At 57.5% G+C, this 14,937-nt stretch carries 11 protein-coding genes and 3 pseudogenes; 11 read left to right on the top strand and 3 right to left on the bottom strand.

All coding sequences use genetic code 11. The features are described from left to right. Nucleotides 1-320 precede the first annotated feature (320 nt). Nucleotides 321-1,160, bottom strand: a complete 840-nt coding sequence (locus tag BPHYT_RS33165) for an AraC family transcriptional regulator (RefSeq protein WP_012428496.1) — start codon at nucleotides 1,158-1,160, stop codon at nucleotides 321-323. A gap of 110 nt (nucleotides 1,161-1,270) precedes the next feature. Between BPHYT_RS33165 and BPHYT_RS33160 the strand changes: the two genes are divergently transcribed. From BPHYT_RS33160 to BPHYT_RS33145, 4 genes and pseudogenes are all read left to right on the top strand, one after another. Then, nucleotides 1,271-1,789, top strand: a complete 519-nt coding sequence (locus BPHYT_RS33160) for a carboxymuconolactone decarboxylase family protein (protein WP_012428495.1) — start codon at nucleotides 1,271-1,273, stop codon at nucleotides 1,787-1,789. A gap of 360 nt (nucleotides 1,790-2,149) precedes the next feature. Continuing rightward, nucleotides 2,150-2,487 (top strand): annotated as a pseudogene (locus BPHYT_RS39345) (IS5/IS1182 family transposase); the annotation flags it as partial. A 336-nt stretch (nucleotides 2,488-2,823) separates the two neighbouring features. Next, on the top strand, nucleotides 2,824-3,756 hold the full coding sequence (locus BPHYT_RS33150; RefSeq protein ID WP_012428494.1) for an MBL fold metallo-hydrolase: 933 nt from the start codon (nucleotides 2,824-2,826) through the stop codon (nucleotides 3,754-3,756). 103 nt (nucleotides 3,757-3,859) lie between these two features. Beyond that, nucleotides 3,860-4,439: pseudogene (locus BPHYT_RS33145) on the top strand (YbhB/YbcL family Raf kinase inhibitor-like protein). A 95-nt stretch (nucleotides 4,440-4,534) separates the two neighbouring features. Here BPHYT_RS33145 and BPHYT_RS33140 read toward each other — a convergent pair. Beyond that, nucleotides 4,535-5,284, bottom strand: a complete 750-nt coding sequence (locus BPHYT_RS33140) for an SDR family NAD(P)-dependent oxidoreductase (RefSeq protein WP_012428492.1) — start codon at nucleotides 5,282-5,284, stop codon at nucleotides 4,535-4,537. A 110-nt stretch (nucleotides 5,285-5,394) separates the two neighbouring features. Between BPHYT_RS33140 and BPHYT_RS33135 the strand changes: the two genes are divergently transcribed. Continuing rightward, on the top strand, nucleotides 5,395-6,282 hold the full coding sequence (locus tag BPHYT_RS33135; protein WP_012428491.1) for a LysR family transcriptional regulator: 888 nt from the start codon (nucleotides 5,395-5,397) through the stop codon (nucleotides 6,280-6,282). Nucleotides 6,283-6,346: 64 nt separating this feature from the next. Here the strand turns inward: BPHYT_RS33135 and BPHYT_RS33130 are convergent, their stop codons facing one another. Further along, nucleotides 6,347-7,861 (bottom strand): ATP-binding protein, encoded by a 1,515-nt coding sequence (locus BPHYT_RS33130; protein WP_012428490.1) that lies wholly within the window; start codon nucleotides 7,859-7,861, stop codon nucleotides 6,347-6,349. A gap of 511 nt (nucleotides 7,862-8,372) precedes the next feature. On the opposite strand from BPHYT_RS33130, the gene BPHYT_RS33125 reads away from it, so the two are divergent. The 6 genes and pseudogenes from BPHYT_RS33125 to BPHYT_RS33100 form a co-directional block, all read left to right on the top strand. Further along, entirely contained in the window at nucleotides 8,373-8,936 is a 564-nt protein-coding gene (locus BPHYT_RS33125) for a hypothetical protein (protein WP_238535710.1), read from the top strand. A 223-nt stretch (nucleotides 8,937-9,159) separates the two neighbouring features. Continuing rightward, nucleotides 9,160-10,368 carry an NAD(P)/FAD-dependent oxidoreductase gene (locus tag BPHYT_RS33120; RefSeq protein WP_012428488.1) on the top strand — a complete coding sequence of 403 codons (1,209 nt, stop codon included), beginning with the start codon at nucleotides 9,160-9,162 and terminating at the stop codon, nucleotides 10,366-10,368. 97 nt (nucleotides 10,369-10,465) lie between these two features. Next, nucleotides 10,466-11,923, top strand: a complete 1,458-nt coding sequence (locus BPHYT_RS33115) for a mechanosensitive ion channel domain-containing protein (protein ID WP_012428487.1) — start codon at nucleotides 10,466-10,468, stop codon at nucleotides 11,921-11,923. A 254-nt stretch (nucleotides 11,924-12,177) separates the two neighbouring features. Beyond that, on the top strand, nucleotides 12,178-13,164 hold the full coding sequence (locus BPHYT_RS33110; protein WP_012428486.1) for an alpha/beta fold hydrolase: 987 nt from the start codon (nucleotides 12,178-12,180) through the stop codon (nucleotides 13,162-13,164). A 44-nt stretch (nucleotides 13,165-13,208) separates the two neighbouring features. Then, nucleotides 13,209-14,093, top strand: a complete 885-nt coding sequence (locus BPHYT_RS33105; protein ID WP_012428485.1) for a VTT domain-containing protein — start codon at nucleotides 13,209-13,211, stop codon at nucleotides 14,091-14,093. A 210-nt stretch (nucleotides 14,094-14,303) separates the two neighbouring features. Further along, nucleotides 14,304-14,901: pseudogene (locus BPHYT_RS33100) on the top strand (sigma-70 family RNA polymerase sigma factor); the annotation flags it as partial. Nucleotides 14,902-14,937 lie beyond the last annotated feature (36 nt).

Here is a 14,937-nt window from a genome sequence, read left to right as displayed (position 1 = left end):
CACCAATTGTCGACGAATCAGAAATGTGTGTCGAACGTCTCTTCATGGCCGGACGCGGGGAGATCACGAGGGGCGATGCTTGATGAATCGAGTAGCGTCGCGGATACCCGCACGCGGCCCGTTGCCGACGGTCGCGCTTTGAGGTGTTCTAGGGCAGGTAACCAATGTGCGACGGACGCTCGCTTTGCCGAGTTAGTCGGCGAGTCATCGGTCAAAAGGTCAAAGCAGTCCATCGATTACTTATGACCGAGCGACTGAAATCTCCTGCGAGGCGGAAATTGCCGAGATGCTCACGCCGATCGGCATTTATATTGACTCAATCACGCCGCTTTCAGCTTTCGCTGCGAGTCCAACCAAGCAACTGGCGAGAATCCCAATCTCCGACGGAAAGCACGCGCGAGCGCGGAAGAACTTTCGTAGCCAACCTCGCTGGCGATCAATTGCGTCGATCGGCCCGCGAGCAGCATTTGTTGCGCGAGAGTTAGGCGCCAGTCCGTCACGTAGTTCAGAGGCGTAAGCTGAACCACGTTACGGAAATGATCAGCGAACCGAGCGCGTGACATTCCAGCTGTGCTAGCCATCAGTTCTATGGTCCACGCCGACTCAGGATGCTCATGGACAGCTTCGAGCGCAAGGGCTATGCGCGGATCAGCAAGGCCGGCTAGCAAACCGCTGCTAGCTTTGCCTTGCGATATCAAAAAGCGTAGTACCTGGATTATGACCAGCTCGAAGAGACGATTAAGCGCAGCGACCCTTCCGTCCTGATAAGTGGCCGCTTCGGCAACGAGAATATCCAGCAGCGGCTTCGCATGGGGTAATTCGGCGCACTGGAGGATGACGATGTCAGGGATTGCTCGGGTGATTGGGTTGTTAAACCCGCTTTGAATTCTCACCGAGGCACACGTCAGTTCCACTTCCTCCTCTTCCTCGACTTCAAATCTGTGTGCTAATGCGCGCGGACAGTACATCAAGCACGGCCCCGACACGGGCAAGGTGGTCCCATCAGATAGCCGCACCCGCATCCGCCCGCGCCGCAACAGGTGGATGTAACCCTGCTGCTCTTCCTCGAAGCGCGCAATGCCGCAAAGCGTGCCGTTATAAAACACCCCGGTCTGGAGGCTGAAACGTTCTATCAATGCGGAAAGTTGATCAGATTTCATGTGAGACGATTGGTATTGAATTTGAGACTAACGGCGCCCATGACGCTCGATGATAGGCGCAAACTTGTTTCTGTGCACTACCGCACTCGATCCAGCCAAAAGGAACTATCATGCCGCGTATCACTGCCCTGACCTCCGAGCAAGCCTCTCCAGTTGCACTCAAATTGCTGCAAAATGCAAAAGCCAAGATCGGCATGGTGCCGAATCTTTTCAGTACACTTGCGCATGCTCCCGCTGCACTCGCAGGCTATCTGCAACTTGACGAGAACCTGAAGACTGGCGCGTTGAGCGCAGCTCAGCGTGAAATCATCTCTCTGGCTATCGGGCAGTTCAACCAATGTGGCTACTGCCTTTCGGCTCATACTCTGATGGGGAAGGGCGCAGGCTTGTCTCCGGATGCCATCGCAGCCGCGCGCCTTGGTAGTGGTAGCGCTGTTGCCGAGCTGGCAGTGCAAGTAGCGCAAACGCGCGGCAATGTAAGCGATGCGGATCTGAGCGCCGCCCGTGCCGCTGGCTTGAGCGATGAGCAGATAATCGAAGTCGTCGCCAGCGTCGCGCTCAACGTGCTGACTAACTACGTCAATAACCTTGCAGAGACCGTGATTGATTTTCCGAAAGTCTCCGTCTGACCTGGGATAGGGCTAGGCGACGACGTAGTAAAAGCTGTTCGAGTGTGTGTTTCAACCGATGATGCGATGCGCGTCATCGGTTCGCGAGTGGCCGGTAATTAATTGAAGCCGACGCCCGAATGTCGAACGTACGGGTTAGGTGAATGACGCTTCATGGCCGAACTGATCCCGACGACGTGCTCTGATCGACCCACAACAGTCCTTCGGTCGCGCGCGCCCCGACAGGCGGCTTCTAGCGGTACGCCGGCCGTTCAGCCGATCATGTCGGCCTGCAGATTATTGGCCATTGCCCGCATTGGCACGTCCTCGGTCGCACGTCAGCAAGGGGACGGTATTAAGCCAACGACGCTAGGCAATTGGGTGCCACTGATCGATGCGTCTTCACCGATTCGCGGATTGCGCGGCCATGCCCTGTAACGCCCCGAGGTCAACGCTGATCGCGGCTACGACTCTAAGCGGCATCGGCGGCCACTGCGTAATCCCGGGATCGAACCCGTGATTGCCGAGCATGGTGCAGAACATAGCGGCGACCTTGGCGAATATCGTTTGGTGGTTGAACGCACGCATGTCCGGCTGTACCACTCGCGGTGCCTCCGCACTCACTTCTAGCGCCGTGTTGGCATCTACGGTTCTTCCTCAAGCTCGCTTGCTGCCTGACTTACTGGAATACCCACCGGCGCGCCGAGCAGCCTTTATGAAACGGTCGCCAAAGAGGAAATCCGCGTTGTTCTCAACAGATAGAACGCGTCAATGGGGTGGACGCCCCTGGATGGGCACGTTCTGATGTACCGCCAATCAATAAGCATCTCACCCGCCCTACGTCTCATTGCCTATCCGGCATAGATTGTCGCCGTTCGGACAACACCGTGTACGCATTCGCGATGCTACTGGCTTTCGCGCCCCCTGACTACTATCTGTCACACGCTCCTTCGAAATGCAAGCAGACGAAGCGAGCGACACTCGTGGTCGTGCTCGTGAACCGCGTGGCGCGGTGCAGTACGGCTCACCGCAATTAATCAACTGGACTATTGAAGATGAGCGAAACAACTCGCAATGTGCGGCCGGTTACCGCCAACGTAGGCAGAGAAGGGGCGGGCGAACTCGTTTCTTCCCGCTACGCTGTGCGCGTGGGCGACGTTGACGTCGTGCTGATTAGCGATGGCGTTCTGCCGCTGCCCACCTCCACCATGTCGACTAACGTTAGCGAAGCTGACCGGAACGAATGGTTCGATGGTCGTTTCCTGCAGCGTGACATGTTCGACTGGGCGCTGAATATTGCGCTCGTACGCAGCGACGACCGCCTGATCCTGATCGATTCGGGCGTGGGCGACGGTTTCGAATACTTCACGCGCGCGGGCCGGTCGGTGATGCGCCTGGAATCGGCGGGTATCGACCTGGCTGCGATCACCGACATCGTGATTACGCACATGCACATGGACCACGTCGGCGGACTGAACGTTGCCGGCGTGAGGGCCAAGCTGCGCCCGGACGTGCGCATTCACGTGTCGGCCAAGGAAGTTGAGTTCTGGAAAAATCCGGACTTCAGCAAGACGGTGATGCCGGAAACCGTTCCTCCCGCGCTCCGCAAGGCTGCTGCGAAGTTCGTCGAACTCTACGGCGAAAACATCGTGCAGTTCGATCAGACCGTGGAAGTTGCCAAGGGTGTGTCGGCGCGCGTGACGGGTGGGCACACGCCGGGGCACTGCGTCGTGGACGTCGCATCAAACGGCGAAAAACTGACGTTCGTGGGCGACGCGATTTTTCAGGTCAACTTCGACCATCCCGACTGGCAAAACGGCTTCGAGCACGATCCTGAAGGGGCCGCGGACGTACGTGTCGCGCTACTCAATGAAGCCGCCGAAACTGGCGCTCTGCTGGCCGCAGCGCACGTCGCGTTCCCATCCATCGGTCACATTGCGAAGAAGGATAAAGGCTTCCATTTCGTCCCGGTGGTGTGGGACTACTGATTGGTGCCCGGCTATCAACCAACGCCGTATAGGTTGCACTGACTTAAATGCGGTGCCGTTGATACCGGTCTTACGCATCTTTCATCCTTCAACGGAACACGTCATGAGATTGAAGACCTGTTTGCCCGCAATTTTATGCACGTCAATGACGCTGGCGGTCATCCCCGCGATAGCCTGCGCGGAGCCATTCACGGTCATGGTCGACGACCTGCGTGACGGGCACTTTTCGAACGAGCAGGTGTACGGAGGTTTTGGCTGTCACGGTAAGAACGTGTCGCCACGCATTTCATGGGCACACGTTCCGCGCGGCACGAAGAGCATCGTCGTGACAATGTTCGACCCTGATGCGCCGACCGGGGGGGCTGGGTTGGACGCACTGGGAGATCGCCAATATTCCACCTTCTGAGTCGTCGCTCGAAAGAGGAGTTTCTGGCAATCCGAAGCTCTTGCCGGCAGGCGCGGTTGAGACGTTGACGGACTTTGGCGAATCCAGATACGGTGGACCGTGTCCGCCTAAGGGGGAATCGCATCGATATGTCGTGACGGCGTCTGCCCTCGACGTGGCGCAAATCGATGTCGCTCCTGCGGCGAGTCCCGCAGTCGTCGCCTATCAGATGCATGGGAAAGTCATTGCTCAGGCGGAGTATGTCGGTAGATATCATCGCGCCTTGACTAACGATTGACGGGTACGAGAACTGGGCTGTCGCCACCCGTTCTTGGCAGTTCGGTTGCCAAGAACGGGTGGCGGATTCGCGTTCTCACGTTAAACGGTCACGAATCAAGCCAACGACATTCCACCATCGACGTGCAGATTTACACCGGTAACGAAGCTGCTTTCGTCGCTAACGAGAAAAAGCGCGGCTTGCGCCAACTCTTCCGCGCGGCCCAGGCGGCCCAGCGGAATCTTCTCTGCAACGGCGGCTTCGAATGCCGGGCGATCAGCGACGGCGATACCCAGCTTCGAAAGAATGGGGGTGTCGACAGGGCCTGGGCTGATCACGTTGACCCTGATACCGCGCTCTTTGAATTCGAGCGCCCAACTGCGGGCGAAGGCTTCGATTGCGGCTTTACTGCCTGCATACGCCGCGTGGCCTTCGAATACTTTCGAACTCGCGATCGAACTTGTCAACAGAATGGCGCCTCCATTGCGAAGTTGAGATGCGACTTTCTGAACGCCGAAGAAAACCGATCGCGTGTTCGTGGCGACCTGTGCGTCGTACTCTTCGAGACTGACCAGATGTGAGCGGGCGATCGTGTTTACGCCAGCGTTGGCGACGTAAATGTCCAGGCCGCCGAACCGTTCTTCAACTAATGACGCAACGCGGTCATGCGTTGCGGGATCGGCGAGGTCACCGGTCAGGCCAGTTGCCCGATCCCCGAGCTCGGCCACCGCGGCATTCACCGCGGCCAGACGCCGTCCGACGATCAGCACATGCGCACCCTCGGCCACAAACACCCTTGCCATCGCGAAGCCAATGCCGCTATTGCCGCCAGTGATGACGGCCACTTTATTTGCGAGTCTGTTCATCTGAATCTCCGTTGTTTGACGCGGATGTCGCGTTGAGCGCTAATTTAGCTATAGGTGAGACGACAGCCCAGTTCTCCAGCGGAGCTATCAGTTTTGCCGAAGGGTCACTAATGCCTGTTGAGAACCTGAGTGGGTTATCTGCCTTTGTTCGAGCGGTCGAGGCCGGTTCGTTCACCGGAGCGGCACGCTTGCTTGGCACGACGCCGTCCGCTGTGTCGAGAAGCGTTGGAAGATTGGAACGGCGTCTCGGTATCAGGCTTTTTCGCCGCTCGACAAGGGTGACCGTCCTGACGATCGAGGGGCAAACTTACTACGAGCGCGTCGCGCCGCTCATACGTGGCATTGAGGAGGCAGGCAATGCGTTGACTGCGCCACTGGACGCGGTCGGCAAACTGCGTATCAGCGTACCGGCTGCGTTAGCGCGCATTCTGCTCGACCCGCTCACCAAGCACTTGATGGCGCGTCATCCGGGGCTGCTGTTCGAGGTGAACGTGAGCGACCATCATGTCGACGTCATCCGGGAGGGTTTCGATCTCGTCATTAGAGCGGGAGAGGTCATCGACAGCGCTTTGCATGCGCGGAAATTGGGCCAATTGCCGCTAGTGCTCGCGGCCGCCCCCGACTATTTGAGCCGCCACGGCGTGCCGAAATCGATATCCGATTTAAGTATGCATCGCCATGTTCGTTACAGACTTGCTGGACGCGTGGTGCCCGTCATGTTTGCTGACGGTGTCAGCGTGCAACCAGAAGGAGCATTCGACGCCGACAGTGGCGAGGCCATGAGAATCGCGGCATTGAATGGACTGGGTATCGCACAGATTCTGAAAGCAATGATTCAGGAAGATGTCGACGCAGGACGTTTGTGTATCGTCCTGCCGGATTTGGCACTGAGACCCGTTCCGCTTCATGTCATGCACGGATTTGGAAGGAGTATGCCACCGCGAATGAAGATATTCATCGAATTTGCGGCGAAGCAATTCGCGCAGTTTATGAAATGATTTTCCCACTTCACGCCCGCGCTTGCACTTGAAAGGGCCACTGAAGACACAGCGCAGCCGGATTTCAGATGCAAATCCTTTGCCCGCCGTTCAGTTGGACGATGCTCCGCTTATCGAGCGCAGCTTGACTGAGTTGTTCTCGCGCATAGATCCTTTCCGAAGCCGGGAGCCGATAGCGAGGCAAGTCGTCCGGTCCGGGCTGGATGTGCAGCATGTGCTTTGCAACCAAACCTTCTACTATGTCTATCGCATTCGAAAGATCGCCTGTCCCATTTGTCGTCGCCGCGAGGATGGCGTCGAGCGTTGCGGGCTGTTCAAACGACGACAACTGGCGGAAAGCAGACTTCTCCTGCTCCGACAGCAGCGCGTAACTCCATCCAATAGACGCGGCGAGATTCCGATGCCTCGCAGGGGCATTGCGGCATCCCTGCCATCGAAGACGTGAGCGGGTTCCGAGCAGCATCATGGTGCCCGCCAGTCCAAACGTCGCGACGCGCGCCGCAGCAAGTTCGATCGCGAGCGCGACTCCTTCGAGTTCCCGGCAAATCCCCGAAATAGTCGCATAGCTCTTTCTGGTCTGCGGGAATCTGGCGCCCCCTTCCAGGGCGCGTTGAATAAACACCTGCACGGCTGGATAAGCATGCGCGTGTTCGATCGAGATCACCTCGGATCCCGGAGGGACTTCGAGCGCAGACAGGCGGCAGACGTGTTCGTATCTGACACGTAGCGCCTCGCGACTTGTCAAAACAAAATAGGTCGCGGATGAGACCGCGAGGATTTGCGTTGTGAGCGACGTCACCTCGTCGATGACGTAATCGCAGGTATCCAGAATGATCAGCGCCCGCCTGGTGGAAAGATAATTGGCGATACATGTGACGGGTACGTGGTGAAGATCGCCCAACCCAAGCAGACGGGCCAGTGTGAGCGCTACCGTATCGCCATGAGCAACTTCGCTCAAGTCGGCGACGTGAATCTCCGAAGGAAACTCTCCGGACAGTCTCTTCGCGAGGGCAATCGCTACTGTTGTCTTGCCGATGCCTCCGGGTCCTACAATAGATATGAGCCGATGTCTGCGCAAGTCGGACGCAAGCGTCCGCAAGACCTCGTCACGACCTTGTGGGCGGGCCGCTCCCGGTGCAAAGCCGCCGGAATGTACTCGGGGAAACGGTTCAGAAAAATGGGAACTGGATTCGGTAGCGATGCGTTCACGGGTAAGTTGTCCAACAAAACAGTAGCCGATACCCGGGACGTTTTTCACGTAACGCACACCGTCTTCGCCGTCACCCAGTGCTTTGCGCAATCCAGCAATGTTGACGCGCAAGTTGCTTTCGTCCACGACGATATTCCTCCACGCACGCGACATCAACTTGCGCCGATCCACGACCTGTCCGGCGTGCTGGATAAGCGCAATAAGAATATCCAGCGCGCGGCTGCCTAGTTGCACGACTGAACCTGACCGTTCGAGACGCCTCTCTGTCGGGAAAAGTGTGAACGGACCAAACGATACGGCCTCGCCGTACTCGTGCCGGTTGGTGTTTACCATCACGGCGAAACGTAAAAAATCTTCCTTAGCATTCATCTTCTTAACTGACTCCGGATGGGCGATTCAGGTGCATTGGAATAGACCAATTACTTCGTTCCATCCACTGCGAAACATTACGTCAAGAGCAATCGTAGTTGTGCCACTCAGAACATGGAATACGTCAGCTGGATATCACGGTGTTGCCGCCGGGACAACATCGGGACCATAGAGTCATTCGCGTACAAGCCCATTCACCGTACCTCATCTGCAGAAGCGGTTGATTGGGCATAAAGTGCCAGCGAGGCCCAGTCTCGAATGAGGTTTGTGCCTCCGGGTGTGATCTGTTGGTGAGGTGAGACGAGTTGATGCGACAAAAAACGAGAAACAACGTCCAAATGTGAGACATGCCATGACAAAGATATCGGTTCCGAGTGTCTGCCTAGAATGCAACCCGGACGGAAGCTCCGCAGGCAATTCCGTCCTTTCTTCCGTTTTGATAGATCTTCGACCCGACGGCGACGGAAGGTACAGGTCGGAGTGCTCACGCGGTCATCAGAAGATCGTTGCATTGCGGCAGCAGAAGTTCGAGATTCTTTTTGAACTCGCCGCTTACGCGATACGAGATGGACACTATCGACAATCGGTATCGTCCTGCACCGCAAGTCTCGAAGCCTTTCAAGAATTCTTTCTGCGCGCGATGGCGTACCAGAATGGAATAAAGAAAGAGCGCTTCGATGCCGCGTGGAAGCTACTGGGGATCAGTCCACAAAATCGCCAGGAAGCCTACTTACTGAACTACCGGAACTTCTGCGCCCGCCCACCTGTTCTCCTCAGCCCCCAACAGACCGACTGGAAAGACTCGGTCATGCAAAAGGGAAAAATGCCGAGGCGCGAGGAATGTGTGACGTTCGGCCAGGCCATATTGCATGTATTGCAGACGGCGGTGGGAGACGCGAAGGATGCCTTTCCCAATGGGGTAAAGCTGACAATGCAGGAATACGTGACTGCGGCTCAACAGCACGCATCCACGTCGGAAGCGCCGTGGAGCATTCGCACAATCATAAATCTTGCCATGGAAGGTGATGAACATTCCTATGCCACGCTCGAAGCTGCACTCGCCAGGATTAGTTGACGACATCTAAGCCGTCGATTGTTGTCGCCGAGACAACACGGTGATCTCCTTCGCGCGCCTACTGCCATTCGAAGACGAAGTCTACGATTTGTCGTGGCGGCGGACGGCACATGAGTCGACCGCCGCGATCGTCAGCGATCGTCGCGCAGTGCAACAGGGCTCCGTTTGTTGTAGTTCCGGTGCAAATCGTCAACTTGGTAGTCTAAAAATTAAGGCACGAATCATGTCGCAGAAGATCTTGATTGTGGGTGCCGGCTTTGCCGGAGTGTGGGGTGCCCTCGGGGCGGCTCGCGTGCTCGACCGCGCCGGCGCAACGGCTCGCGACATCGACATTACGCTTATCTCGCCGAAACCCGAGTTGCAAATCCGGCCACGGATGTACGAAAGCGAGCCGCATCTGATGTTCGCACCGCTTTTGCCTCTGCTTGGCGCTGTCGGCGTGAACTACGTCGAGGGGAGTGTCGACGAAATCGCTGTCCGCGACAAGACCGTGCGTATGACGGCCGCGAGCGGCGAGACCCGCACGCTCAGTTACGACCGGTTGCTGCTCACGAGCGGCAGCGAGCTAAGCCGCCCGTCGATTCCAGGGCTCACCGAGTATGCATTCTCGGTCGATTGCATGGAGGACGCATCGGCACTTGAAGAGCATCTGGAGGAACTCGCGAAGCTTCAGGATTCAAGCGCTCGAAATACCGTTGCCGTGGTGGGATGCGGCTTTACCGGCATTGAGATCGCAACCGAATTGCCTAAACGGATGCGCGCGATATTCGGCCCCGATGCGGCGATCAAAGTGATCGTCGTAGGTTCGCAGGCCGATATTGGTCCCGATCTCGGGCCTAACCCGCGGCCTTTCGTCGCCGAGGCATTCGGTTCGCTGGGCATCGAAGCGGTATTGGGCTCCAGTGTCGTTTCGGTCGACGCAAGTGGCGTCCGAACCGCCTCGGGTGCGCATATCGAAGCGCACACGGTGGTATGGGCGGGTGGGATGCGAGCGAGTACGCTTGCTGCACAGGTTTCGTCGCGCCTCGACCCGCTTGGCCGTGTCGAAGTCGCGCCTGATCTGCGCGTGGAAGAGGCGCCCGGCGTGTTCGTGGCAGGCGATGTGGCACGAGTGCGTAGCGACGATGAAGGGCACTACGCGTTGATGTCTTGTCAGCACGCAATGGTGATGGGCAAGTTCGGTGGCCACAATGTGGCGGCCGATCTGCTCGGCGCATCGACGCTTGCATATAGCCAGCCTTTTTACGCCACTTGTCTGGACCTCGGCGAGTGGGGAGCGATCTATTCAGAAGGCTGGGACCGCCAGATCAAGCTGACGCATGCGGAAGGAAAAGCGCGCAAGCAGATGATCAATACGCAATGGATCTATCCGCCGGCGCCGAACCACGCCGATGCACTAGCGGCGGGCGACCCGCTGGCGTCTTTCGGCTAGCGCGTTAGCCAGCCGTGGGCATTGCGGTTAGCGTTCACAATGGCTCCCGGCGGGGCGGCACGAGTACTCGCCAGGCGCGTTTCCCCTCGGAGAGTCCGTGAGCGATTCCTTGGTGTTCGGTTATGCTGTCGTCGTGATCGACGTGGCACTGTGGCGTTTCAAAGTGCCGAAGAAGGACGCTTCGCGTTTGTTGCTTCGGCTCACGATCTTTGCCGTCTTCACGGCGAGCATTTTTGCCGCGGGCTTCAGCCCCTTCAGACAGACTACGCGGCTTGAAGCGTCGCTGCTTCACGAAGCGGCGCAGGCCCTGAAGATATTCTGGTGGCTGACCGGTGCCCGCCTGCTCACTCTTGCTCTCGACACCTTTCTCCTGCCTCACACCTGGCGCGAGCAGAGACTGTTTCAGGACGTGTTCGGTGCCGTGGTGTTTCTTGCCGCGGCGGTAGCCGCAACGGGATTCGTTCTGGAAATACCTGTTCGCGGCCTGATCGCGACATCGGGAACGTTGGCGGTTATTCTCGGTTTAGCTATCCAAAGTACCTTGCATGATGTCTTTGCAGGAATTGTGCTGAATTCCACAGAACCGTATCGCGTGGGTGACTGGATCTCGATTGATGGCGCCGAAGGGAAGGTAATCGAGATGAATTGGAGAGCAACGCATCTGCTCAATTCGCACGGCAATGTGACCATCATTCCCAATGCTGCGGCGGCAAGGGCAAATATTACCAATACCAACCGGCCACATGCTTTGCATGGCGTTACGGTGTCTCTGGAAATCTCGCCGGACGAGCGGCCGGCAACGGTGATTGCCGCGCTCGAATGTGCGCTGGCTGCGGCCCGCTCCATCTTGCCGGCGCCGGCTCCCTTCGTGCAGACGAGAAAAGCCACCGTAGATTCCATTCAGTACGAGGCGACGGCCTTCGTAGACGACACGGCGAAAAAGACGCCATTGACAAATGAACTGTACGACCTCTGCTATCGACACTTGACCGCAGCAGGGGTCGATCTCCGGCCACGAGGTGTGCCATCTGTCACGGCCATCGTGGATAAAGCAGAGGAGCGCTTGCTTAGACGCATCGAATTATTCACCACCATCGGCGACGAGGAGTTGAAGATGCTTTCCAGTTGCATGGTGCGGCATGAATATGACGCGGGGCAGGTGATTTTTACCCCGGAAGTGGTGCCCGACAGTCTTGCAATCGTCGACTCCGGCGTGCTCAGCGTTTTAACGGAACAATCTATCGGTGCCGTCGAGGTGGTGCGTCTCGGGCCGGGCGATACGATGGGCGAGACCGGACTACTTGTGGGTTTGCCAGTTCAGGTAAAGATCGTGACGCTCACGAGGAGTGTCATTTACAGATTGAGCAAAGATGCTGTGACGCCGCTATTGAGGGATAGCCAGGAAGTGACTCATCGAATGTGCCGGCTGCTTTCCCAGCGGCAAGACATGTTGCACAAGATGGCGATGAAGAACACCGATCATGCAGACGACGAGCACGCCAGCTTCCACTGGTTTCTGGAGAAGATTCATCGGTTGCATGCGTTGAAGTTTTGATCTTGCGGTATGAATTGGTTACCTTCGATGCGTTCGTGTTCGCTTTCTGCCTTTGCTAAAAGCAAGTTAGCTGATGCGGATGTTAAGCATCATTAAACAAACAAAGAATTTTGGGTCGGATGAAATTAGAGCAATCAACAGCGTTTTACAACACTTAACTAGGCCAATGAAAGTGTCGTGTTTATTCTGGCGTCTCGACCGGTAAGCAAGCCATTTCCACCATTTTCCGGTCGAATAATTTCTGGAGTTGAGCCATGACTAAAGACTTGGGACACATTTCCCCCGACGCAAAACGCCGAAACCTGCTGATTGGCGGAATTGCCGCAACCATGACGACAACTGTGGCATCGGCTGCCAGCAAACAGTCGGGAGCCGGCATGCCCGGGCAGACGTTCTCCGCAAGCCATACCGGTGAGATTATCCGTACCCGCGACGGAGTGAGCCTGTATTTCAAGGATTGGGGCGCGAAAGAAGGTCCCGTCGTCACGCTAAGCCATGGTTGGCCGCTCAATTCGGATAGCTGGGAAAACCAGGCCTTCTTTCTGGCGTCCCACGGGTTTCGAGTCATCACACATGATCGGCGCGGGCACGGTCGCTCGAGCCAACCGTGGGAGGGCAACGACATGGACCACTACGCGGACGATCTGGCGACAGTCATCGAGACGCTTGGCCTGCGTGACATAGCCGTTATCGGATTCTCGACCGGCGGGGGCGAAGTTGCTCGTTATGTGGGCCGGCATGGTACGTCACGGGTGTCGAAGATCGGCCTGATTTCAGCCGTGCCGCCGTTGATGGTCAAAACGCCCGGTAATCCGTCGGGCGTGCCTATTGAATCGTTCGATAGCGTTCGTGCTGCAATGATCGCCAACCGCTCCCAATTGTTCAAGGATATTCCCGCAGGTCCGTTCTACGGCTTTAACCGACCGGGCGCCAAGGTATCGCAAGGTCTGATCGACGCGTGGTGGCGTCAAGGAATGACTGGTGGATTCAAGAACGTCTACGAATCGGTCAAAGCATATTCCGAAACAGACTTCACCGCGGATCTGCTGAAGTTCGACAGACCGACACTAATCATTCACGGCGACGACGACCAGGTAGTTCCGGTCGATGTTGGGGCGCGTTCGAGCAAGAAACTCGTCCCTCACGCGATCCTGAAGATTTATCCGGGCGCGCCGCACGGATTGACCGATACCCACAAGGATCAGCTCAATCAGGACATTTTGTCTTTCCTGCAAAGCTAGTTTGCAGGAAGCAGGACCCGGCCGCTCTCAGGTCAGGAGGCAACGTGTTTTCCCATGAATTCATCGCGCAATACGGCGCGCTAGTCGTATTCCTGAGTGTGCTTGGCGCGTCACTCGGTCTACCTGTGGCCGCTATGCCCACGCTGATTACCGTAGGGGCCAGCATCACAATTGCAACCGGTAGTCAACAATCGGCAGCGTCTCATTTCGCGGCGACGTTGGGGGCTGCCGCGTTGGGCGGAGTGCTTGGCGATCTCGCCTGGTATGAGGGCGGAAGGCGATTCAGCGAACGCACGCTTCGAACGGTTTGTCTCTTATCGTCGTCGCGTGATACTTGTGTGAGAAAAACCGAGCGGTTCTTTGGTCGCTGGGGTGTGCGAGTTCTGATCGTCGCCCGTTTCGTCCCCGGCCTGTCGCTCGTTGCAGTTCCGTTGTGCGGGGCAATGGCGGTCAGGATGCGGTACTTCATCGCATGCGATTATGCCGGAGTGGCCTTGTGGGCTTCCGTCGCGCTCGCTATCGGTGGAGCTTTCGCCGCTCAGGTCGAGCTGGTTTTCGCGGTGATTTCGCATCTCGGCTGGCGGGCATTGGCTATGGTCGCAAGTGCACTCGCGCTGTATTGCTGCTTTCGCCTTTGTCGGTATCTCATGCTGTCGAAGGCGCTGAAAACGGCCCGGGTCGATGCAGCGGAGCTACACGGTTTGCTAACCGCCGAACCCCGGCCGGTCATCTTCGACATTCGTTCGCCGGAACGGCGGACGCTCGATCCGTTCGTCATTCCGAGCGCCGTATTCGCCGATGAACGCAAATTTGCGGAGAGAGTACGGGCGTACGACGCGAACCGGACATTCGTCATTTACTGCTCGTGCCCGGGAGAAGTGTCCGCCGCAGGGACGGCTGGCCGTTTCGGCGCGCCGGAATCACACTAGTCTTGCCGCTGACCGGAGGCATCGACGCATGGCACGATGCCGGTTTCAATGTCGCCCCGGTGACAGCAGCCGGCAGCGAGCGCCGTGCGCAGTAGATATTGGCGAGGGTGTGGGATCTCATGACGGTATCCTGACCGGTGCGAATAATCGCGCGGGCGTATATGCACGGTTTGGTGATGCATTTCTGCCATGGAAACGCAAACACATCCCATGTACTGTGCACAAGGACCGCTTCATGGACGACACCAGCGTTTTCGACAAGCTTCGCCGCGCTTGCAGGGCATTGCATATCGGATCCTCAGCTCGGTCGCAGAGGCGGAAGACGTGGTGCAGGACGCCTGGTTGCGCTGGGCATTCGACTACTCGCGAAACGATCGAGAATGCGGAAGCGTGGCTTGTTGCCGTGACCAAGCGAATTTCCATTAACCGTTTGTGCGCAGCGAAAATCCAGCGCGAACATTACACCGACACCTGGCTTTCTGAGCCGCACTTCGCCGACTATCCCGCAACGCCGGAGCAGGCGAAGGAGCGCGCTGACGACGTATCGGTAGCGTTTCTGATGCTGCTCGAACGGTTGAGCCCGGAAGTGCGTGCGGCTTCCCTGTTACGCGAAGTATTCGATGCGGACTACGATGAAATAGCAAAGGCCATCGGCAAGAGCGAAGCGGCGTTCCGGCAACTAGTGAGCCGCGCGAAGACGCAGTTGCGCGAAGATCGTCCGCGCTTCGTCGTGTCGCGTGAGACGCATCATCGGTTGCTGCAGGCCTTTGCGCACGCCTTGGAGCGGGGCGATTTCGCAGCGATCAATTGCGATAGCGGCGAGATCATGCCGCGACATTGCTGA

Origin of the sequence: Paraburkholderia phytofirmans PsJN, assembly GCF_000020125.1 — a bacterium.
Classification (GTDB): domain Bacteria; phylum Pseudomonadota; class Gammaproteobacteria; order Burkholderiales; family Burkholderiaceae; genus Paraburkholderia; species Paraburkholderia phytofirmans.
The sequence above is the reverse complement of the archived record's forward strand: the minus strand, read 5'-3'. Positions and strand labels throughout refer to the sequence as shown.